The following is a 20,822-nucleotide window of genomic DNA, read 5'->3' as shown; positions in this document are numbered from 1 at the left end:
AGCATTGTGCGCTTGACGTAAGACCGACACGTTGACGTCGGCGACACTGAGGCGCAACGGTTTCGCAAGAATAGTAGAGATTTCCTAAGTGCGCATGCGCCGGATAGAGTCGATTTCCGCCAATGCATTGTCGAAGCGGTGCGCTTGTCGTTCCTGATCCGGCAGGAAACCCCAGCACGGTCCGTGTTGTCAATGGCGAAAGCCGACAGGAATATGGCCGGCCTAAAAATGGTCCGATGGTATTGTTCGCCATCAGATCGATGCGCGCGATTCCATCACGTGATTTCCACGTACTCCGATACAAGGGTCGCCACGCTCGTTTCGGACGAGGCGAGCTTTGCGCAAGCGTTCTTGCTCGACACGACCATGCTGCGGTGACCTCGCGAGACGCGAATGTGGCGCTTTGATAGTTCGGCACTGCATGGTCGAGAACAGGCACCTTCAAACGACGATGATCATCCAGGGCAACGATCCGACTGTCTCCCCATCGTTCACGCTGCGCAATCGCGTGATGCGCCAAATATGGAACTGGGCGTGGCTGCTGCTGTTCCGTCCGAGTCCCAGACCATGTCATGCATGGCGTGCCGCGTTGCTTAGGATTTTCGGTGCGCGCATCGGCGAACACGTGCATGTCTATCCGGCCGTGCGTGTCTGGGCGCCGTGGAATCTTCACATAGGGGATCGCGTGGGCGTCGCCGACGGTGTGACGATCTACAACATGGATGTGGTCACCATCGGCGACTATTGCGTTGTCTCGCAGGGAGCCCATCTCTGCGGCGGTTCTCACGATTATCAGTCGGCAAATTTCCAGCTGATTGCCGCGCCAATCGTGTTGCAAGCCCATACGTGGGTATGTGCGGAAGCATTTATTGCGCCGGGCGTGACCGTTCCCGCCGGAGCCGTGATTGCAGCCCGCTCGGTCGTGACTCGCAGCCCACTGGAAGCGTGGGCGGTTTATGCCGGGATACCGGCAAGAAAAATTGGAAAGCGGACGAAGCATGACACCTAGCCCATCCGGTATCTCAGTCATCATTCTCACGAAGAACGAGGCACGCGATCTGCCAGGTTGCCTCGAGAGCGTCGCATGGTGCGACGACATTCACGTTTACGATTCGATGAGTACCGACGCGACAGTCGAGATCGCGAAAGCATTCGGTGCGACGGTCACTCAACGTCCGTTTGACAACTGGGCCAGTCATCAAAACTGGGGACTTGCCAATATACGGTTCAAGCATCCGTGGGTGTTCTACATCGACGCAGACGAACGGATGACGGATGAACTGGTTCGTAGCGCAAAACAGGCAGTGGCGTCAGCTGGTGATGTCGTGGCGTTCAGTATCCAGCGCAGGGATTTCTTCATGGGAACCTGGCTAAAGCATGTCCAGACGTCACCGTACTATCTCCGGTTGTTTCGCCCCGAGAAAATGCGATATGAACGCCTCGTGAATCCGATCTCGATTCCGGACGGGCCGAGTGCACGCATCGCGGGTTACCTCGATCATTTTCCGTTCAGCAAGGGGCTTGATCATTGGGTAGCCCGGCACAACAGCTATAGCACACTGGAAGCCATGCAGATTGTCGAGAATCGACGAGGTCAAGCATCATTTAGTGTAATCAAGGCACTGACGAGTCGTGATTTTCATGAGCGACGATTTCATCAAAAGGAAATTTTCTATCGTATTCCGATGCGGCCGCTGGCGAAATTCCTGTTGCTCTACGTGGGGAAACGGGGATTTCTGGACGGAAAGGCTGGGCTCACGTATGCGGCACTCCAGTCAATCTACGAATATTTGATCATTGTGAAAACGGATCAGATCAACAGACAGGACGCCGCCGGCGCCGTCTCCGATCGAGGATGAACATTGGGTTAGTTGCCTATGTGGCAGGGCGGTCGGAACAACTCATCACGCAACAACCCGCGAATCGTGCGGTATGTAACGTTGATTCAGGGCACACCGATCATCAACGCGAACAGAATTCCGATATCCGTGAAATCGTGGAAGCCGGTGTGCGTGCAAGGCCGAACCTGGCGAACCTGAAGACGCCAACAGGAAAGGTCAGCCCCACCAACCGAGGTTGAATGGGAGACCTTCCCGGCGGGAGTGCTGCACGACGAGCAATGCAGTAGCAAGCAACCAGAGGCCGGCGCCTTAAAGCAGCAATGTACCGAATACACCGAAGTTGCTCGCCAGTGTCGCCCCACCTTCCAGGCCAATTTGTGCGAATACCTTCGTGGCAGCGTCGCCGAGGGTAGTGAGACCGATCGCACCCATTCCGATCGGACAGAGGGGTAGCCGGCTCGTGACGCTGAATTCACGGGGGAGGGAAGCTTATCGATGATCAGGTGGACCACGTCGATCGCCAAGATCGAGAACGCAAGCGGCAAAAACAAGACCCAAAGCATGTAAGCCACGCCGGCGACCTGTCGCGCAATTGCCGGCGGAAGATGCGGCGCGAGCCCCCCCAGTACTGGATGCGCCGGCTTCCGGTGCGACGATCGGCAGCAACAATGCAATTGTCCGTTGCTCGAGGCTGTGTTTTTGACGAGTGAAAATCTTAAAGGCACGCCGCCGCGACAATCAACGACAGAGCCATGTCGACGATCCAGAGGCTCAGCGCAACAAGATACGGTGATACCAGACGTCGACGCGTCGGATGCCTGCAATCGCGTGCACAACTCTCAAATACGGAACGCCAAACTGAGATCTGCTTTCGCGCCGGAAAACTGGGCTTGCCGATATGTCCGCTTCATTAGAGGTAGTTCATCGCCTAGACGACCGTGGCGAATTCTTCAGAAATGAGGGGCATGGCTCGGGAATCCTGCTGCCGTTCACATTGGGTCCAGGCAACGCGATTCGTGCGGACGTGTTTTTCCTGACCATCAAATCTGCCGTCGCCTGACCTGGATGGCATTCCGAGGTTCGAAAATTCGAAAAAGGTCCGGAGCACGGTGTGCGGCCGTGAAGGTAGTGGTTCTTTTCGGTTCACTCTCGCACCTTCTCGATCCTCTCCCGCATTACCTCGATAACCGCACGCACCCCTACCAAAGTCAGTCGCGACGCGACCGCGACCAAGAACCCCCGGGCGGTATTTTCAACCTTTTGCGACTCTCAATGTCCTCGCCGCTTCACGCGCTCCCCCCACACCCGCCCGCCCAATACTGTAATACTCGACCCCCAACTCCCGCATAGTCTCCGGCTCATAAAGATTCCGCCCATCGAAAATCACCGGCTCGCTGAGCAACTCGACGAGCGCTGCAAAATTCGGGCTCTTGAACACCTTCCACTCTGTGACGATCACGAGCGCATCGGCCCCTGCAGCGGCCTCTTCCGACGTCGTTACGAACTCGAGCCGCGAATGCGCATCCGGCTCGTCACTCAGGTCGAGTGCGAACACACGCCGCGCCTCATCCGTCGCGACGGGATCGTAAGCACGCACGCTGGCACCGCGCTTCAAAAGCCCGGCCACCAGGTCGCGGCTCGGCGCTTCCCGCATATCATCGGTATTGGGCTTGAACGCGAGACCCCACACCCCGAACGTGAGCCCCGACAGATCGTCCCCGAAGCGTTCCGAGATCTTCTCGAGCAGCACCTTCTTCTGCGCATCGTTGACTGCCTCGACGGCTTCCAGAATGCGCAGCGCCTGCCCGTACTCGGCGGCGGTTTGCACCAACGCTCGCACATCCTTCGGAAAACACGAACCGCCGTAACCCACGCCGGCGTAAAGGAAGTCATACCCGATCCGCGGATCCGACCCAATCCCCCGGCGCACGGCTTCGATATCCGCGCCGACGCGATCTGCAAGATTCGCGAGCTCGTTCATGAACGAGATCCGCGTCGCCAGCATCGCATTCGCCGCATACTTGGTGAATTCCGCCGAGCGCACGTCCATGTAGCGCGTACGCTCGTGATTGCGGTTGAACGGCGCATACAGCCGCTTCATCTGTTCGCGTGCATGCTCGCCGGCCTCGTCGGCGTCGGTGCCGATCACGATACGATCGGGCCGCATGAAATCGTCGACGGCCGCGCCTTCCTTCAGGAACTCCGGATTCGACACGACCGAGAATTCGTGGCGCAGGCCGCGGCGGGTCAGCTCGGTTGCGATCGCATCGCGCACGTGCAGCGCGGTGCCGACCGGAACGGTCGACTTGTCGACCACCACCTTCGGCCCGCTCATATGCCGTCCGATATTGCGCGCGGCGGCGAGCACGTACTGCAGATCGGCGGAGCCATCCTCGTCTGGCGGCGTGCCCACCGCGATGAACTGGATGTCGCCGTGCGCGACGCTGGCTTCGATGTCGGTCGAGAATTGCAGCCGGCGGCTCGCACGATTGCGATCGATCAGCTCTTTCAAGCCGGGTTCGTGAATCGGTACGCCGCCGCCGTTCAGGATATCGATCTTGCGTTGATCGACGTCGACGCAAAACACGTCGTTGCCGATTTCGGCAAGGCATGCGCCCGTCACGAGGCCTACGTAACCGGTACCGATGATGGTGATTTTCATGTTGCCGTATGGAGAGGAATCGATTGCGGGTTCAAAAATCCGGATGCCGTGCGCCTGACACGTCGGCATTGGACGGCTCGGGACGCAATGCGCGCAACCTGGTGTCGAAATCGCTCAACACCGCGTCACGCGACAGGACGGCCTCGGCGAATCTGCGCCCGGCCTGTCCCAGGCGAGTGCGCTCGGCCGCATTGGCGGCGAGCGCGTCGATACTCGATGCAAGCGTTTCGGAATCGCCCGGCGGCACGACGATCCCGCGCGGCGCGACCACGTCATGCAGCTCCGTCCCCGGGCTCGCCATCGCGATCACGGGCCGCCCGCTCGCGAACATCCCTGTCAGCTTCGACGGCATGACGAGGTCGGCAGCGTCGGCGCGTTGCGGGAGGACGTGAATGTCGGCCAGATTCAGCAGCTCGTTGAGCCGGCCGATTGGCTGCAGCTCGATGAAGCGGCAGTTCCTGAGGCCGCCGCAGCGCATGAGCAGCTCGGCGCGCGCGGGCCCGTTGCCGCAGAAGACAAACACCAGATTGTCGCGCGATACGAGTCGTTGAGCCGCGTCGGCGAGAATATCCAGCCCTTGCTTGGCACCCATGTTGCCGGAATAGAGCACTACCGTCGCGACGGGAGAGATGTACAACGCCGTTCGCAGCTCGCTCGGCCGTTTGAGCGGATAGATCGAGTGGGTGTCGGCCCAGTTCGAGAAATGCACGAGCTTGCTTGAATGAATCCCCTTGCGCAGCGCGTGCTCGACCATCTTCCCGGAGATCGTCGACACGGTATCGAAGCGCTTCAGCAGCGTACGCTCGATGGCAAGCACGGCGCGCTTCAGCAGAGATCCCTTGAGCATTCCGAGGCTGAACGCCGCATCGACCTCGTAATCCTGGATATGGATCCACGCGTGGGCGCCGGTCAACCGTGCGACGAGCCAGCCGGCTGGCGCGTTCAGCAGGCTCGGCGCGATGCACACGACGACGTCGGGCCGCCAGAACGCATGCCGCAGCATGACGGGGAAGCTCGAAAGCGCGAAGCTCGCGAGATGCGCGATGCGGCGCGCACCGCTCGGTCGCGACGGAACCCACAACGGTGCGCGCCAAAGCGCGACGCCGCTGCGGCGTTCGGTCGAGTAGCTCAGCGCCGAGTAGCCGCCGGCGACCCGCCATTCGGGGTAGTACGGCGGTGCACACACGACGCGCACGGTGTGGCCTTTTTCGACGAGTGTTTCCGCCATTTCGGCGGTGTACTTGCCGATGCCGGTCAGCTCGGGCGCGTAGTTGATGCCGTATACGAGGATCTTCATCGGCTCCCAGCGAAAGATAAAAATGGTGCGGTGCGTTATAAGCGCATTGTCGGTAATGCTTATCGTGCGAGTCCGACAGAATGTTGATCGGTGCCGCCAATCGTCGGCGGCAGCCGTGCGAATCGTGGGCGAGATTGCACGCCGCGGGCAGCGTTTCCCGATGCGGCAGACAGTCGTCAGAAAAGACGCGTGCAGACCAGCGGCGAATACATCTCGATCGCCGCCTGAATCGGTGCGTGATATCCGTAGGCGAGGGCGGACACGGCAAGCGTCGAAGCCACGGCGAGCGGACGCATGGCCGGCGGCAGGATCGGTGCGTCCGTCCATCGTTTCAGCAACACGACGGTAACGAGCGCGCCGAGCATCCACCCCGCGATCACCTCGGACGCGCTATGTGCATCGTCGCGTACGCGTGCAACGCCGATCGTCGCGGCGAGGACGAGCCCCGGCAACAGCGCCGGGCCAGGGCGAACGTTCCACCCGTCGTGCAGCATCAGCAGGCACGCCATCGGCCAGACAGTCGCGGCAAGCATCGTGTGCCCGCTGATCATGCGGAAGTTCATCGACCGGATCTGCAACCCGCATCCGGCGTAGAGAACTTTCGTCAGTCCGACGGCGAGCATCGCGACGGCAAGCAGCACGACCCACGACAATGCAATGCGCCATCCATACATCGAGCGAGTGAGCCACGCGAAACAGATGGCGGCAAGTGGCAGCGTCAGCGCCGCGTCACCGAGGTTGCCGATAGCGAGCCACATGTCCGGTCCTCGCTGGACGAAACGGAGTTATCGATCGCTCGTGCGATGAGAAGCCGGCAACGCGACGCGCCGCGCGTCACCGCGGCGCACGATCGGCATCAGACCACCAGCTGTTCCGACATCCGCGCAAGCAAATACCGCTCGAAGTCCGCCGCAACCTCCGGATGCCGCAGCGCGAACTCGATCGTCGCCTTCAGGTACCCGAGCTTGCTGCCGCAATCGAAGCGCGTGCCGTCGTAGCGATACGCGAGCACCTGTTCATCGGTGAGCAGCGACTGGATCGCGTCGGTCAGTTGCAATTCGCCGCCCGCGCCGGGTTTGAGCCCGCGGAGATGCTCGAAGATCTTCGGTTTCAACACGTAACGGCCGACGACACCGAAGTTCGACGGCGCATTCGCCGGTTCGGGCTTCTCGACAATGCCGGACAGCTTGAAGAGATCGTCTTCCCAGCGCTTGCCGTCGATCACGCCATAGGATTTCGAATCTTCGGGAGCGATTTCCTCGACCCCGATGACCGACGCATGATAGTGATCGAAGACGTCGATCATCTGGCGTAACACCGGCTTCGGGCCATCGAGCAAATCGTCGGCGAGGATCACCGCGAACGGATTGTCGCCGACGAGTTTCTCCGCGCACAGCACGGCATGGCCGAGCCCGAGCGCTTCGGCCTGGCGCACGTAAAAGCAGTCGACATGGCTCGGCTTGATGCTGCGCACCAGCGACAGCAGCTTGTCCTTGCCGCGTGCCTCGAGTTCGGCCTCGATCTCGTACGACTTGTCGAAATGATCCTCGATCGCGCGCTTGCTGCGTCCGGTCACGAAGATCATCTCCGTGATGCCCGCTTCGATCGCTTCCTCGACCGCATACTGGATCAATGGTTTGTCCACGACCGGCAGCATTTCCTTGGGACTGGCCTTGGTGGCCGGCAGGAACCGCGTGCCCAGGCCGGCGACCGGAAAGACGGCTTTCGTCACTTTCAACATAGTGGTAATTCCATGAGTTCGGAATGAAGAGCAGACAACGTCGAGGTGCGATGTCGGTGTCCGGACGCAACAAGAGATTCGAAGTCGCACAGGACGCAATTGCCTGGCCGCGCACGTGCGATTCGGGAAATCCTAATGTGTTCGGAAATAAAGCGGCGACTGAATCTTGGGCGAATCCGACAGGTTGATTGCGAAACCATACGTTGGCGCAAGAATTATTTTGAAACAGTGTGCAAATGGCCGACTCGGCGTTATATAGCGGATGACGGCTGTCGTTTGTCGACAGGCGTTCGCCTGGTTGGGATACGGTTCGAAGCGAAAGCCCGGAACCCGGTCGGATTTTGCAGATGCGAGTGTGTGCCGATGCATCGCGTTCACGGGCATGTCTTTAGGAGAGCGTGATGACGGAAGAGGATGATATTTGCCGGGCGTTGGGCGCACTCGATCCTGCCTATCTCGAACTGATGCAGCAGATGTTGAAGATCGATTGCGAGGTCGCGGCACGCGAGTTGGGCATCTCGAATCAGATCGCGTCACGGATCATCGCGCTGACACCGGCCGAGATCGAAGCGCTGGTCGGCCGCGAATCGCAGCCGTAGATGGCAACGCTGGCGTCGTCTCGTCGCAACACCTGCCGGCAAATGTGCGGGCCGGATTGCGATGGTGGCCCCGTGGCCGGGAGCCGTCGAGTTTCCGGCATGCGTGGACGAAAGCGCGCCACGGTCCCGCTATATGTGAAGAAAGAACAAGAACCGAACAAAATATATTTAGCGTTGAAACGCAATTGCCAAACAGAAGGGCGAAAGTGGAGTCACCATGACGCATTCGACCATAGACACCATGACGATATCCGAACAACGGCAGCGCACCGGCTGGGCCGGTGTCTGGCTTCCATGCACCGATCCTCCCGCGCAACCGATGTGGTGTGAGGGCCGATGGCCGGGACATCCATACGGCTTTCCCGTGTATTGGGACGGCACCAAATGGTGCAGCAAGATTTTCGGCGCCCGCGGGGATTTCTGGCGCGAGCGCGTGATACGGGCTGCATAGCAGGCATCTGCCGGCGGCGCTGCGCGTTCCGGCAAGCATTTGGGTGGGCCGGCGATCGCCACGCGACTTTGCCGAACCGCATGCCGCCGCTCCGTCGTGTCGTGCTTTCACGAACGGAAATACGAGCAACCCGCGAGGTGGCGGATTACCGCTAGGTTTTGTCCGCTCGTCGCCGTGCGCGACACGTAGAGTGCGGGGCCGAAACTCCGCGTATTGCCAATACGCGCGCTGCGGCCGGCTGAATGCAATCACCGTCCAAAATCAGGAACGCCCATGCCCGAACAGGACGACATCTTCGACGCGATTGCGGAATTCAACCGTTCGTATCTGACGCTTGCCCAGCGCTTGCTGCAAGCGGATCGCGAAGCGGCGAAACAACAGCTGGGCATGTCGGACGAGACGGCTGCAATCGTCGCCGCATTGACGCCGGCACAGATCGACGAACTCGCCGAGCGTCGCGAATTGTTCTGCGAATTCCGCGCGGAATCCTCGCCCGGCCGGGCCTGATACGGCGACCTTTCCAACGTTTCATGCGTCGCGCCGCGCACGAGCCCGGCCGTATACCGGCTTGCCTGTCCGCGACCGATCGCAGCTCGGCTGCCGCCGTGGCCACACCCGTCAATTGTCGGCGGTGGCCGATAGTTTGGCGTTTTTCGGCTAGATGTCGAATCCCATTCGTCTAATTGGATTCGCTACGATGCGCAAAAACGCTGTTGCCACGATGTCCGCACGCGAAGCACACGATGCGGCCACGCCGATAATTGTCTTTCACCGGGGATTCGTCGTCCATGCAGGGAATGTTGGAGCATCTACTCGAGCGCCATGTGTCGATCCAATGGCGCGGCTTCCTGGAGGCATTGGCCGGTGAATTCACCGATCAGCTCGATCGGGACGAGCTGAGGCAATTGATGGCGCGCATCGGCATGCGCTTCGCGGCCGCGCATCCACTTGGCCCTTGCGAGTCGACGGACGATCTCGCGGATGCATTGAATGCCCGCTGGCGCGACATGCAGTGGGGTTACGCCGAACTGTCCGACGAGCACGATTTCCTGCGCATCGTTCATTACGCCGCGCCGTTGCGCGCGTTCGGCGACGGCTGTCTCGCATGGTCTTCCGCCTTCCTCGAAGGCGCGTATCAGGGCTGGTTCGACAGTGTCGGCGCGGCCGGTTTGCGCGTGACGCAGGACGTCGCGCCGCCGGACGATTCGCGGATCGAGCTGCGTGTTGCGCGCGCAAAGAACTGAGCGACCGGGCCGGCCGGAACTTCCGCGACAACCAATGGGCACGCTATGTCGACTTCACGGGATATCGAATCGTTGTTCAAGCGTTTTGGCGGCGATGCCGGACGCTATCACGAAGTACGTGCGGAAGCGGATGCCGAAGTGGCCCGCGCGCGTTGGCCGCTGCTCGGCGGTGTCGAGTTGCGCGCGAGCGAGTCGCAGGGGCAGCCGGGCGCCGGGTCGCCGGACGGCGCGGATAGCCTGCGCAAAATCGTACTGGCCGACACGCGTGCGTTGCCTGCGTCCGCGCAGGATAACGGCGGGCGGGAACAAGCATCCGGCACGCTGAAGAAACTGGTCGGCAGGCCGGCGGAACCGGATGGCACGGACACGCAAGGTCCGTCACAGCCGCTGGTTCGGTTGTTCGAGCGGCTGCGCACGGAGCCGACGGGAGAGGCGCCGAAGAAGCCATCGGTGTGGACCGGCCGCTCATGAAAATCGTCGCGATCGCTTCGGCAAAGGGCGGCGTCGGCAAGACGACGCTGGCGGCGAATCTCGCGGCCGTGTTGGCGGCGTCGCGACGGCGGCGCGTGAGCGTGGTGGATCTCGATCCGCAGAATGCGCTGAAGCTGCATTTCGGCGTGCCGCTCGACATGACCGACGGGCTCGCCCATGCCGCGCTCGACAGGCTGAACTGGCCGGCCGTGGTCGTCGACGGGATCACGGTGTTTCCATTTGGCCTGGTCAGCGAAACGGATCAACGCCGTTTCGAGCGGCTGCTCGACCGCGACCCGTCGTGGCTCGCGCACGGGCTTGCCACGCTCGGGCTCGGCGACGACGACATCGTGATCATCGATACACCGCCGGGCACCTCGGTATACATGCGCGCCGCGCTGACGGCCGCGCATTTCGTGCTCAAGGTCGTGCTGGCCGATGCGGCCTCGTACGCAACGATTCCGCAGATGCGGCGGATGCTCGACGCGTATGCCGCGAGCCGCGCGGATTTCGTGGGCGACGGCTACGTGGTCAATCAGGTCGATCAGTCGCGCGAGTTGGGCCGCGATGTGCTGCGCGTGCTGTGCGACAGCCTCGGCGCGGCCCGGTTCGGCGGCGTGATTCACCGCGATGAAGGAGTCGCGGAATCGCTCGCGTCCCGGACGACCGTGAATCGCTACGACCCGCGTTCGCAGGCCGCCGCCGACCTGAACGCGTGCGGTGCATGGCTCGAGCGCGTGCTCGATCGGCGCGACACCGCGCGGAGCATCGCTTGAGCGCCCGCGGGGAGGTCGCGCGGTCGTCGGCGGTCGACCGGTTCGTCGATGCGTTGCCCGGAAGCGGCTGGTTCGTCGCGCTGCCGGTGGCCGCATGCACGCTGCTGGCGCTGTATTTCGTGTGTACGGTGCCGCTCGACGCGATCGGGCAGCTCGTGTTCGCCACCTGCTGCATCGCCTGTTCGCTGGTGGTCCGTCGCCTGGGCGGACGCTATGCGACGCTCGTCATGATCGTGCTGTCGGTGGTGGCCACCGGCCGTTACATGTATTGGAGATTGTCCGGCACGCTGGTGTGGTCGCATCCGCTCGACGCGGTGTGGGGCACGCTGCTCGCGGCGGCGGAAGTCTATGCGGCGGCGGTGCTGATCCTCGGCTACTTCCAGACCGCGTGGCCGCTCGGGCGCAAGCCGATGCCGTTGCCCGCGTCGCGCGCGCATTGGCCGAGCGTCGACGTGTTCATTCCGACGTACAACGAACCGTTGAGCGTCGTCAAGCCGACCATCTACGCGGCGCTCGCGCTGGATTACCCGGCCGACAAGCTGTCGATCCACGTGCTGGACGACGGACGTCGCCCGGAATTCCGCGCGTTCTGCGAGTCGGTCGGCGTGCACTGGACGATTCGCGATCACAATCGCCATGCCAAGGCCGGCAACCTCAACGAAGCATTGAAGATCACCGACGGCGAATACATCGCGATCTTCGATTGCGATCACGTGCCGACGCGCTCGTTCCTGCAGATCTGTCTAGGCTGGTTCATTCGGGATCCGAAGCTGTCGATGCTGCAGACGCCGCATCACTTTTTTTCACCGGACCCGTTCGAGCGCAACCTCGGCATTTTCAGAAAGGTGCCGAACGAAGGCGAACTGTTCTACGGACTGGTGCAGGACGGCAACGATCTCTGGAACGCGACGTTTTTCTGCGGATCGTGCGCGCTGATGCGCCGCTCGATGGTGGAGGAGATCGGCGGCATCGCGACGGAGACGGTGACCGAGGATGCGCACACCGCGCTCAAGCTGCATCGCCGCGGCTATACGACGGCCTATCTTGCGATACCGCAGGCGGCGGGGCTGGCCACCGAGAGCCTGACCGGGCACATCGGCCAGCGCATCCGCTGGGCGCGCGGCATGACGCAGATATTCCGCATCGACAACCCGCTGTTCGGGCGCGGACTGACGCTGAGCCAGCGGCTGTGCTACCTGAACGCGATGATGCATTTTTTCTACGGGATCCCGCGGCTCGTGTTCCTGACCGCACCGCTGTCGTTCCTGTTCTTCGACGCGCATGTGATCCATGCCCCGGCCACGATGCTTGCGCTCTATGCGCTGCCCCACGTCATCCATGCGAACGTGACGAACTCGCGGATGCAGGGCCGCTTCCGCCATTCGTTCTGGGCCGAAGTCTACGAAGCCGTGCTCGCGTCGTACATCGCGCTGCCGACGATGCTTGCGCTGATCAATCCCCGGCTGGGCAAGTTCAACGTGACGGCCAAGGGCGGACGCATCGACCGCGGCTACTTCGACTGGGCAGTGTCGAAACCGTATCTGAGCCTGGTGGTCCTGAACGTGATTGGCCTCGCGGTGGGCGTCCTGAACCTGTCGCTCAACCGTCACGTCGGCAGCGAAGTCCAGACGACGGCGTTCAACCTGGCATGGACGACCTACAACATCCTGATTCTGGGGCTCGCCGTCGCGGCGGCGAACGAGCGCCGGCAGGTACGCGTGTCCCATCGTGTCGCGGCGCGGATTCCGGTCATGCTGCGCTTCGCGAATGGCCGGACGCTGGCATGCGAAACGCGCGACTACTCGGAGGGCGGGATCGGCGTGGCAGTCCCCGACGATGCGCGCATTCCGCGTGGCGAGCCGGTGACGGTATCGCTGTTTCGCGGTGTCGAGGAGTACGCATTTCCCGCGACGGTCGAATACGTCGAACTAGGCCGCGTCGGCATCCGGTTCGAGAGCCTGTCGCAGCAGCAGGAGTTCGATCTCGTCAGTTCGACCTTTGCCCGAGCCGACGCATGGATCGACTGGACGGACGGCCGCCGTCCCGATTCGCCGCTGCGTGCGTTCCTGCATCTGTTGAAGGTCGGCGTGCAGGGCTTGCTTCGCCTGATCGCGCGCCTGTACGCGGACCTGCGCGTGTACGCGCGTGGCGGCCGCAGCAACGAAAAAAAATAGCATGAGGCGGAAAGAATGACGTGGGCGTCGCGACAGCGCGGCAGCACGCGCCGCAAGGCGTGCATTTCGCAGGGCGCGGTTGTCGCGGTTCCTGCACGTGTCGGCCGGTATGCGCGCGTGTCGCGCAGGATGGTGTCGCTACTGCTCTGGGCAATGGCGGGCGGCATCGCATCGGGCAGCTGGGCAGCGGCCGCCGGGATGCAGGCGCCCGGCGCGATGCGCGCGGCGGATGGCGCGATGTCGTCGGGCGATGCGGCGCCGCCGTCGCCGGCCATAGTCGTCGGGCCCGACACCGCGCGCCCCGCGCCGCTCGCCGAACCGGTGCCGGCGGCCGACGCCGCGCGTCGCCGCTTCGGTATGCTGCCGACCACGGCCGAGCCCGGCACGCTCGTGCCCGGCGGCCGGCGCCAGGCATTGACGTTCGCGGATCTCGGGGCACGCGATCCGCTGCAGCTGCGGGGCACCGACGGCCAGAACGGCATCGCGTTCTCCGTCCGGCGCGACGAGGTCGTCATGGGGGCGACGCTGCATCTGGTCTACAGCTACTCGCCCGCGCTGCTGCCGGATCTGTCGCAGCTCAAGGTGCTGATCAACGGCGAAGTGGCGGCGACGCTGCCGTTGCCGGCCGCTCAAGCCGGCATGACGGTTGCGCGCGACGTGTCGATCGATCCGCGCTTCGTCACCGAGTACAACCATCTGAACGTTCAGCTGATCGGTCACTACACGAAAGATTGCGAGGATCCCGCCAACTCGTCGCTGTGGGCAACGGTGAGCAACGCGAGCCGGCTCGAGCTGACCTACGCGGCGCTGCCGGAGCGGCCGGAACTCGGCGTCCTGCCCGCGCCGTTCTTCGATTCGCGGGACGTCCGGCGGCTCGAACTGCCGTTCGCATTCGCCGCGCGACCGCCGCGGGAGACGCTGGAAGCGGCGGGCATCGTCGCGTCGTGGTTCGGCGCGCTGGCCTCGTATCGCGGCGCGCGGTTTCCGGCCCGGCCCGGCGGCCTGCCTGAATCGGGCAACGCGGTGGTGTTCGCGACGGCCGACGATCGTCTGGACGGCGTGACGCTGCCGGCGATCGACGGGCCGACGCTGGCCGTCGTCGAGCGGCAGGCGCCGGCTCACGGCCAGCTGCTGCTGGTGCTCGGTCGCACGCCGGACGAAGTGAAGGTCGCCGCGCTCACGCTCGTGCTCGGCAGCAAGACGCTCGCGGGTACGCATGCCACGGTGAGCCGGCTCGAGAACGTCGCGCCGCGCGTGCCGTACGACGCGCCGAACTGGCTGTCGTCGACGCGCCCGGTGCGGATCGGCGAACTGGCCGACGGGCGCGCGCTCAGCGTGTCCGGCTACGACGCGGGCGCCGTCCGGATCGATCTGCGCGTCGCCCCCGATCTGTTCACCTGGGATACGCGCGGCGCGCCGATCGACCTGCGTTATCGCTACACGCCGACGCTGCGCGCGGACCGTTCGTCGCTCAACCTGAGCGTCGGCGACACGTTCGTGAAGGCGCTGCCGATCCCGGCACGGGAAACGTCGCGCTGGAGCCTGAGCCGCTACCTGCCGTTCGTCGCCAACGGTATCGACCGCGCGACGCTGCACGTGCCGCCGCTGCTGCTCACGCCGCGCACGCCGTTGCAGCTGCACTTCTTCTACGAGATCCCGGACATGGGCCGATGCACGGGGCGGCTGCTGCAGAACGTCGCGGGTTCGATCGACCCGGACTCGACGATCGACGTGTCGTCGTTTCCGCACTACAAGGCGCTGCCCGACCTCGCCGCGTTTGCAAACAGCGGCTTTCCGTTCACGCGGATGGCCGACCTGTCGGACACGGCCGTCGTGCTGCCCGCCGAGCCGGGCGCGGACGTCTACGGCCTGTACCTGCTCGCGATGGGACGCATGGGCGTGTCGACGGGTTATCCGGTCAGCGGTGTGACGGTGACGGACGCCGCCGGTGTCGGCGCGTTCGCGTCCAAGGATCTGCTGATTCTCGGCGCGCCGGACACCCAGCCGCTGCTGACGCGCTGGGCGGCGCGCATGCCGTTCGGCACGGATCGCGACGGCGGCCTGTTTGGCGGCCGGTTCGGTGGCCTGTTCGGCGGCGCCGAGGCGGCGCCGTCGCCTGGCGCCGAGCGCGAACGCGTGCGCGCCGGCCTGTCGATCGTCTCGGACGGCACGCGCGCGCTGATCGCCGGCTTCGAGTCGCCGTTGCGCAAGACGCGCAGCGCCGTCGCGTTGATCAGCGCGAGCGGGCAGGCGGACGAGGCGCTCGGCCGCGCACTGCTCGACGACGACATGCTCACGTCGGTCCAGGGCGCGATGGTCGTGATTCGCGATCGCACCGTCACGGTGACGTCGAACGAAACGTCGTATCACGTCGGTGCGCTGCCGCCGCTCACTTACCTGCGCTGGTTTCTGTCGGGGCGTCCGCTGCTGCTTGCGCTGTTCAGCGTGCTGGCCGCGTTCGTCGCGGCGGCGCTCTTCTATCGTCTGCTGCGTGCGCGTGCGGCGCGCCGGCTGAAGGAGTGACATGCGAAACCGACGGTTACGCGGGCTCGGCGCCGCCCGCGCGGGCGGTATCGCGAGTCTGCTGCTCGCGCTGACACTGCCGCACGCGGCGGCGGCCGGCAGCGACCCGCTGAAGGTACTCGTCGATCAGGGGCGATACTGGCAGGCGCATGGCCGGGGCGACCTCGCGGCGCAGGCCTGGAAGAAGGTGCTGGGCGTCGATCCGAATCAGCCCGACGCGCTGTTCGGCATGGGCATGGTGCTCGCCGACCGCAAGGACGTCGACGGCGCGCGCCGCTACCTGGAACAATTGCGCCGGATCGCGCCCGGCTTCGCGCGGACCGACGAGCTAGGCCAGCGTCTGGGCGAGACGAGCGTGCGCGACGGCGAGATCAGCGACGCGCGCCGCCTCGCGCAGACGGGGCAGAGCGCGCTGGCCGCGCAACAGTATCAGCGCGCGCTGCAAGGCGCGCCGTCGTCGCCCGCGCTGCAGCTCGAGTACTTCCAGGCGCTCGCGGCGACGCCGAGCGGATGGGCCGAAGCCCGCCGCGGCCTGGAACGTCTCGCGCGTGACAACCCCGACGATCCGCGCTACGCACTCGCGTATGCGCAGCATCTGACCTATCGCGACGCGACGCGCCGCGACGGCATCGCGCGGCTCGAGTCGTTGTCCGCCGACGCGAAAGTCGGGAAGGCGGCGCGCGAGAGCTGGCGCCAGGCGCTGCTGTGGCTCGCGGCCAGGCCGTCGGATCAGGCGCGCTACCTCGCCTATCTGAAGGTGGTGCCCGACGATCCGCCGGTCAAGGCGCGCTACGACAGCATGGTGCGACAGGATCAAACCGCGCGCGAGGGCGATCAACGCAGCGCATCGAACGAGGCGCGCGGCCACGCGATCGAGGATGGCTTTGCGGCACTCGAGCGCGGCGATCTGGACACGGCGCGCGCCCGCTTCAATGCCGTGCTCGCCACGTCGCCGAACGACAGCGACGCGCTGGGCGGCCGCGGCATCGTCGAGCTGAAGCAGGAGCACTTCGCGCAGGCACGCAGCGATCTGGAGCGCGCGTCGCGAGGCGGGAATGCGGCGCGCTGGCGCTCGGCGCTCGGCAGTGCGACGTACTGGTCGTACACGAGCGAGGCGCTCGGCGCGCAAAGCAACGGCGACTTCGCGCGAGCGAAAGCGTTGTTCGAACGCGCGATTCTTGCGGATCCGTCGAACGTCACCGCGCAGGTGCTGCTCGGCGATGCGCTGCAGGAGAATCGCGATCCGCGCGGCGCCGAGCAGGCGTACCGGATGGCGCTGCGGCGCCAGTCCGACAACCCGGACGCGATACGCGGCCTGGTCGGCGCGCTGGCCGCGCAGGGGCGCGGCGACGAAGCGTTGCAGTTCGCGACGCAACTGAGCGCCGAGCAGCAGTCGAAGGCCGGCGGCCTCGACCGGTTGCGTCGTACGGCCGAGGCCGCACAGGCGCGGCAAGCCGAAGCGCGCGGCGATCTGGGCACGGCGCGCAGCCTGTTCGAGGACGCGCTTGCCGGCAATCCGGACGATCCGTGGCTGCGGCTGGATCTGGCGCGCGTGTACGTGCGGCAAGGCGCGATCGCGTCGGCGCGCAGCATGATGGACGGATTGCTGGCCGAACGGCCCGACATGACCGACGCACTCTATGCCGGCGCGCTGCTGGCCGAGCAGACGCAGGACTGGAGCCTCGGGCTGCAGCGGCTGGAGCGCATCGCGCCCGCGCAACGCACGGCGGCGATGACGACGTTGCAGCACCGCCTCTGGGTGGGCCAGCAGGTGGCGCTGGCGACACGGCTGGTGCGCGAAGGCCGCCGCGCGCAGGCGCTCGGGGTGCTGCACGACGTCGAGGGGATCGGCCAGTCGGTGCCGGGACTCGCGGCGCAGTTGTCGGCGGGCTATGCGGCGGCCGGCGACACGTCGCGTGCGCTGTGGATCGTGCAGCGTGCGCTGGCGCGCGAGCCGGACAACGCCGATTTGCTGCTGCAGTACGCGCGGACGCTGCTGACCGTGCGCAACGATGCGCTGCTGGGCGACGCGATGCGCCGGCTCGCCGCGCTGCCGCTGTCGCCCGCGCAGCGCGGCGACTTCGAACGCCTGAACCTCGAGATCGTCGTGCGTCAGGCCGATGCGGTACGCCAGGCCGGCGACCTCGCCGGCGGCTACGCCGTCATCGCGCCGTGGCTGGCCGCGATGCCGGACAGTCCCGAACTCCAGGCCGCGCTCGCACGGCTGTACACGTCGGCCGGCGACGCGCCGAACGCGCTGAAATGCTATCGGGTCGCGCTGGCCCGCCGGCCCGACGATACGGGCTTGCTGGTCGCGGCGATCTACGCGGCGAGCAGCGCGAAGGCATGGCGCGACGGTGAAGCGTTCGCGGCCACGGCGCTGCGCATCGCGCCCGACGACCCGGGCTTGCTTGCCGCGACCGGCCGCCTGTATCGCGCGGAGGGGAATCTTTCGCTCGCCGCGCAGTATCTGCAGCGTTCGCTGCTGGCCGCCAATACGCCGCCGCCGGGCAGCAAGCCGGCGCCGTCGAACGTGCCGCGCGGCTGGGAAGACGCGATGCGGCGCATCGGCGCGAACCCGCTGCCCGGTACCAATCCGTTCGAAGGCAAGACCGCCGTCGATGTCGTTCAACCGTCGACCGGCTTCGGGGCCGCGGTATCGCCGCTGCCGGGCGTGCCTTCCTGGTCCACCCCGTCTTCTTCCGCTCCGACCGTGCCCTATACGATGCCTCCCGCGCCGCCCGCGACCTACGTCACCCCGTCCGCCGTGCCGGCCGCGCGCATGGTGCCGCCCGCCATGTCGCCGCAGGCGGTCACGGCCGATCTTGGCGACCCCGGCGGCTATGGCCAGGCGGCCGCCGGCGCGGGCGAGTCGGGCGGGCCCGCGACCGCGCGGCGCTATCAGCCCTATCGGGAGCCTGCCGCCGACGTTCCGCCGGCGGGGGCGTCCGCGGGATGCGTGGCGCAGTCCGATCCGAACGACGACTGTGCCGGCTACGTCGCCACGCCGTGGCCGATGTCGCCCGCGTCGCGGGCCGCGGCGGCGACCGGTTCGCCGGCGGCCGCGTCGGGTACCAGGCCGGCCCGGCAGGCCCGCGGCGGGACGAAGGTCGCCGCGGCGCGCGCGCCCGTTCTTTCATCGGCCTACGGGCAGGCCGATGCGCCGCCTCGCTATATCCCGCAGCCGCCGGCCGGCTATGCGGGAGGCGACGCCATGGCCCGTGCGCCGCAGCGGGACGCGGGCGCGGGCGTCAACGCTCAGATGCTCGACGTCGCGTCGGAACTGGCCCAGGTGAACAGCGAGCAGGCCAGCACGGCATCGGGCGGCCTCGTGTTCCGAAACCGGACGGGCGAGGCGGGGCTGTCCGGCCTCACCGACATCGAGGCGCCGCTGGAAGGGCGTATCAAGGCAGGCAACGGTCACGTCGTCGTGACCGCCACGCCGGTCATGCTCGACGGCGGCAACTCGGCGACCGACGTGCCGACTCTCGCCCGGTTCGGCGCGGGGCTCTCGCGGTCGGCCGCCGGCGGCTCGCCGGGTTCCGAAACGGCGAGCGGCGTCGGTCTTTCCCTGGGTTACGAAGGCAAGCAATTGAAGGCCGACATCGGCGCGACGCCGGTCGGGTTTCCGTACCAGGACGTGGTCGGTGGCGTGCGCTTCAACGGTGCGATCACCGATCGGGCGGCCTACTCGCTGGCCGTCACGCGTCGCGCGGTGACCGACAGCCTGCTGTCGTTCGCGGGCGCACGCGATGCGAGTGCCGGCCTCAAGTGGGGCGGCGTGACGCGCAGCGGCGCGCGTGGCGCGCTGAGCTGGGACGACGGCACCAGCGGCGCGTACCTCGCGGGCGCGTTCGACTATTACGACGGCCATCACGTCGAACGCAACTTCGCCGGCAAGGGCAGCGGCGGCGCCTATACGCGCCTGCTGAGCGACGCCGACCGGACGCTCACTGTGGGCGTCAATGCGACGTGGATGCGCTTCAGCAAGAACCAGTCGTATTTCACGTACGGCCAGGGCGGCTATTTCAGTCCTCAGCAATACGTGATCCTGAATATACCGGTCGAGTACGCGGGACGAACGGGCGCGTTTGCGTACGATTTGAGCGGTTCGTTCGGCGTGCAGCATTACCGGCAGAACGCGGTGCCGTATTTCCCGCTGGATTCCGGCATGCAGGCGCAAGCGGCCGCGAATGCCGCCGCCAGCCAGGCGGTAGGGCTGGACGCGGGGGCCGTGTATCCCGCCCGCAGCAAGACGGGCATCGCGTATTCGCTCGCCGCGCGCGGCGAATACCAGGTCGCGCCGCAGCTGGCCGTTGGTGGAGCGGCTTCGTTCGGCAATGCGTATCAATACCGCGAGTGGACGGCGGCCGTCTATCTCCGCTACAGCTTTACGCCGCAAGGCGGCCTGCCGGCGTTCCCGCCGCGCGCGTTCACGTCGCCGTATCTCGCCGACGCCGACTGAACGGATCCGCATGGCGCCGTGGCGATGCCGCGCGAATCGACGTGCGCGCCACGGTACGCGCGCCTGCGCGCGCTGGCGGATCCGTTCAGAGCTTTGTCGGTCCGGCGCTGCGTTCGCGACGTACAGTGTGTCATCGAAAATCCGGCGAGTGCCGAACCACCGGGTCGAAGCGAATCGACCGGCAAAGCGCACGCGCTGGCCCTTCAAGACCGACCATGGCCGAACAACACGACATTTCCGATGCGATCGCGGAATTCAATCGATCGTATCTCATGCTTGCGAAGTGGCTGCTCCTCGTCAACCGGAGCGAGGCCACACGACAACTCGGCGTCTCGGAAATGACGGCATCGCGCATCGCATCGCTGACACTGGCCCAGATCGACCACCTCGCCACGCGCGGCAAGCTGTTTTGCGAGTTTCGCGACGAGTTCGCGCCAGGCTGTGCGTGAGTTCGTCGCGCGACGGTTCGCCATGACATCGGGACGGCGCCGTCGTCAGGACGCAGGGACGTACGCGCGCCGTGACGGCATCCTGAATCCGAATGCAGTGCGCGATCACGCAACGGTCCGACTGCTTCG

At 65.3% G+C, this 20,822-nt stretch carries 16 protein-coding genes; 12 read left to right on the top strand and 4 right to left on the bottom strand.

Going from position 1 to position 20,822, the window contains the following annotated elements:
- Window positions 1-451 precede the first annotated feature (451 nt).
- Genes U4012_RS32050 through U4012_RS32040 form a run of 3 tightly spaced genes read left to right on the top strand, consistent with a single transcriptional unit; the run spans window position 452 to window position 2,080 of the window.
- Complete coding sequence (locus U4012_RS32050) at window positions 452-1,009, top strand: putative colanic acid biosynthesis acetyltransferase (RefSeq protein ID WP_321803561.1); 558 nt, start codon at window positions 452-454, stop codon at window positions 1,007-1,009.
- Window positions 999-1,859, top strand: a complete 861-nt coding sequence (locus U4012_RS32045) for a glycosyltransferase family 2 protein (RefSeq protein ID WP_321803559.1) — start codon at window positions 999-1,001, stop codon at window positions 1,857-1,859. Before U4012_RS32050 ends, U4012_RS32045 begins: the two co-directional genes overlap by 11 nt.
- Window positions 1,856-2,080 (top strand): hypothetical protein, encoded by a 225-nt coding sequence (locus tag U4012_RS32040; RefSeq protein ID WP_321803557.1) that lies wholly within the window; start codon window positions 1,856-1,858, stop codon window positions 2,078-2,080. Before U4012_RS32045 ends, U4012_RS32040 begins: the two co-directional genes overlap by 4 nt.
- Window positions 2,081-3,093: 1,013 nt before the next feature.
- Here the strand turns inward: U4012_RS32040 and U4012_RS32035 are convergent.
- From U4012_RS32035 to galU, 4 genes are all read right to left on the bottom strand, one after another.
- Complete coding sequence (locus U4012_RS32035) at window positions 3,094-4,503, bottom strand: UDP-glucose/GDP-mannose dehydrogenase family protein (RefSeq protein WP_321803555.1); 1,410 nt, start codon at window positions 4,501-4,503, stop codon at window positions 3,094-3,096.
- A gap of 31 nt (window positions 4,504-4,534) precedes the next feature.
- Complete coding sequence (locus U4012_RS32030) at window positions 4,535-5,800, bottom strand: glycosyltransferase WbuB (RefSeq protein ID WP_321803634.1); 1,266 nt, start codon at window positions 5,798-5,800, stop codon at window positions 4,535-4,537.
- A gap of 176 nt (window positions 5,801-5,976) precedes the next feature.
- Window positions 5,977-6,558, bottom strand: coding sequence for a phosphatase PAP2 family protein (locus U4012_RS32025; RefSeq protein ID WP_044846965.1), 582 nt, complete (start codon window positions 6,556-6,558; stop codon window positions 5,977-5,979).
- Window positions 6,559-6,656: 98 nt separating this feature from the next.
- Window positions 6,657-7,541 carry a UTP--glucose-1-phosphate uridylyltransferase GalU gene (gene galU, locus U4012_RS32020; protein ID WP_044846964.1) on the bottom strand — a complete coding sequence of 295 codons (885 nt, stop codon included), beginning with the start codon at window positions 7,539-7,541 and terminating at the stop codon, window positions 6,657-6,659.
- A 401-nt stretch (window positions 7,542-7,942) separates the two neighbouring features.
- Here galU and U4012_RS32015 point away from each other — a divergent pair, with 401 nt between their 5' ends.
- The 9 genes from U4012_RS32015 (at window position 7,943) to U4012_RS31975 (ending at window position 20,693) form a co-directional block, all read left to right on the top strand.
- Window positions 7,943-8,140: a flagellar transcriptional regulator FlhD gene (locus tag U4012_RS32015; RefSeq protein ID WP_321803553.1), complete on the top strand. Its 198-nt coding sequence runs from the start codon at window positions 7,943-7,945 to the stop codon at window positions 8,138-8,140.
- A gap of 724 nt (window positions 8,141-8,864) precedes the next feature.
- A complete protein-coding gene (locus U4012_RS32010; protein WP_124668008.1) occupies window positions 8,865-9,098 on the top strand; it encodes a flagellar transcriptional regulator FlhD in 234 nt (77 codons plus the stop codon).
- A gap of 281 nt (window positions 9,099-9,379) precedes the next feature.
- Complete coding sequence (gene bcsD, locus U4012_RS32005; RefSeq protein ID WP_321803550.1) at window positions 9,380-9,835, top strand: cellulose biosynthesis protein BcsD; 456 nt, start codon at window positions 9,380-9,382, stop codon at window positions 9,833-9,835.
- 45 nt (window positions 9,836-9,880) lie between these two features.
- Window positions 9,881-10,306, top strand: a complete 426-nt coding sequence (gene bcsP, locus U4012_RS32000; RefSeq protein WP_321803548.1) for a cellulose biosynthesis protein BcsP — start codon at window positions 9,881-9,883, stop codon at window positions 10,304-10,306.
- Complete coding sequence (bcsQ, locus tag U4012_RS31995) at window positions 10,303-11,082, top strand: cellulose biosynthesis protein BcsQ (RefSeq protein ID WP_257774179.1); 780 nt, start codon at window positions 10,303-10,305, stop codon at window positions 11,080-11,082. The genes bcsP and bcsQ overlap by 4 nt, the downstream gene beginning before the upstream one ends.
- Window positions 11,031-13,256 (top strand): UDP-forming cellulose synthase catalytic subunit, encoded by a 2,226-nt coding sequence (bcsA, locus tag U4012_RS31990; protein WP_415750421.1) that lies wholly within the window; start codon window positions 11,031-11,033, stop codon window positions 13,254-13,256. Before bcsQ ends, bcsA begins: the two co-directional genes overlap by 52 nt.
- Window positions 13,257-13,271: 15 nt before the next feature.
- The gene (bcsB, locus tag U4012_RS31985) at window positions 13,272-15,779 is read left to right on the top strand and encodes a cellulose biosynthesis cyclic di-GMP-binding regulatory protein BcsB (RefSeq protein WP_321803543.1); all 2,508 of its coding nucleotides are present in this window, start codon (window positions 13,272-13,274) and stop codon (window positions 15,777-15,779) included.
- Between the two features lies 1 nt (window position 15,780).
- Complete coding sequence (locus U4012_RS31980) at window positions 15,781-20,244, top strand: cellulose synthase subunit BcsC-related outer membrane protein (RefSeq protein WP_321803541.1); 4,464 nt, start codon at window positions 15,781-15,783, stop codon at window positions 20,242-20,244.
- A gap of 215 nt (window positions 20,245-20,459) precedes the next feature.
- A complete protein-coding gene (locus U4012_RS31975) occupies window positions 20,460-20,693 on the top strand; it encodes a flagellar transcriptional regulator FlhD (protein WP_044846956.1) in 234 nt (77 codons plus the stop codon).
- The last annotated feature ends 129 nt before the right edge of the window (window positions 20,694-20,822 follow it).

It is taken from the genome of Burkholderia sp. BCC1988, assembly GCF_905339895.1.
Classification (GTDB): domain Bacteria; phylum Pseudomonadota; class Gammaproteobacteria; order Burkholderiales; family Burkholderiaceae; genus Burkholderia.
The sequence above is the reverse complement of the archived record's forward strand: the minus strand, read 5'-3'. Positions and strand labels throughout refer to the sequence as shown.

Bases quoted from the DNA above. Each gene is read 5' to 3' on its own strand.
- bcsD (WP_321803550.1), top strand. From the start codon at position 9,380: ATGCAGGGAATGTTGGAGCATCTACTCGAGCGCCATGTGTCGATCCAA.
- U4012_RS31980 (WP_321803541.1), top strand. From the start codon at position 15,781: ATGCGAAACCGACGGTTACGCGGGCTCGGCGCCGCCCGCGCGGGCGGT.
- bcsP (WP_321803548.1), top strand. From the start codon at position 9,881: ATGTCGACTTCACGGGATATCGAATCGTTGTTCAAGCGTTTTGGCGGC.
- bcsQ (WP_257774179.1), top strand. From the start codon at position 10,303: ATGAAAATCGTCGCGATCGCTTCGGCAAAGGGCGGCGTCGGCAAGACG.
- U4012_RS32040 (WP_321803557.1), top strand. From the start codon at position 1,856: ATGAACATTGGGTTAGTTGCCTATGTGGCAGGGCGGTCGGAACAACTC.
- bcsB (WP_321803543.1), top strand. From the start codon at position 13,272: ATGACGTGGGCGTCGCGACAGCGCGGCAGCACGCGCCGCAAGGCGTGC.
- U4012_RS32030 (WP_321803634.1), bottom strand. From the start codon at position 5,800: ATGAAGATCCTCGTATACGGCATCAACTACGCGCCCGAGCTGACCGGC.
- galU (WP_044846964.1), bottom strand. From the start codon at position 7,541: ATGTTGAAAGTGACGAAAGCCGTCTTTCCGGTCGCCGGCCTGGGCACG.
- U4012_RS32045 (WP_321803559.1), top strand. From the start codon at position 999: ATGACACCTAGCCCATCCGGTATCTCAGTCATCATTCTCACGAAGAAC.
- U4012_RS32015 (WP_321803553.1), top strand. From the start codon at position 7,943: ATGACGGAAGAGGATGATATTTGCCGGGCGTTGGGCGCACTCGATCCT.
- U4012_RS32025 (WP_044846965.1), bottom strand. From the start codon at position 6,558: ATGTGGCTCGCTATCGGCAACCTCGGTGACGCGGCGCTGACGCTGCCA.
- bcsA (WP_415750421.1), top strand. From the start codon at position 11,031: ATGGCTCGAGCGCGTGCTCGATCGGCGCGACACCGCGCGGAGCATCGC.
- U4012_RS32010 (WP_124668008.1), top strand. From the start codon at position 8,865: ATGCCCGAACAGGACGACATCTTCGACGCGATTGCGGAATTCAACCGT.
- U4012_RS32050 (WP_321803561.1), top strand. From the start codon at position 452: ATGATCATCCAGGGCAACGATCCGACTGTCTCCCCATCGTTCACGCTG.
- U4012_RS32035 (WP_321803555.1), bottom strand. From the start codon at position 4,503: ATGAAAATCACCATCATCGGTACCGGTTACGTAGGCCTCGTGACGGGC.
- U4012_RS31975 (WP_044846956.1), top strand. From the start codon at position 20,460: ATGGCCGAACAACACGACATTTCCGATGCGATCGCGGAATTCAATCGA.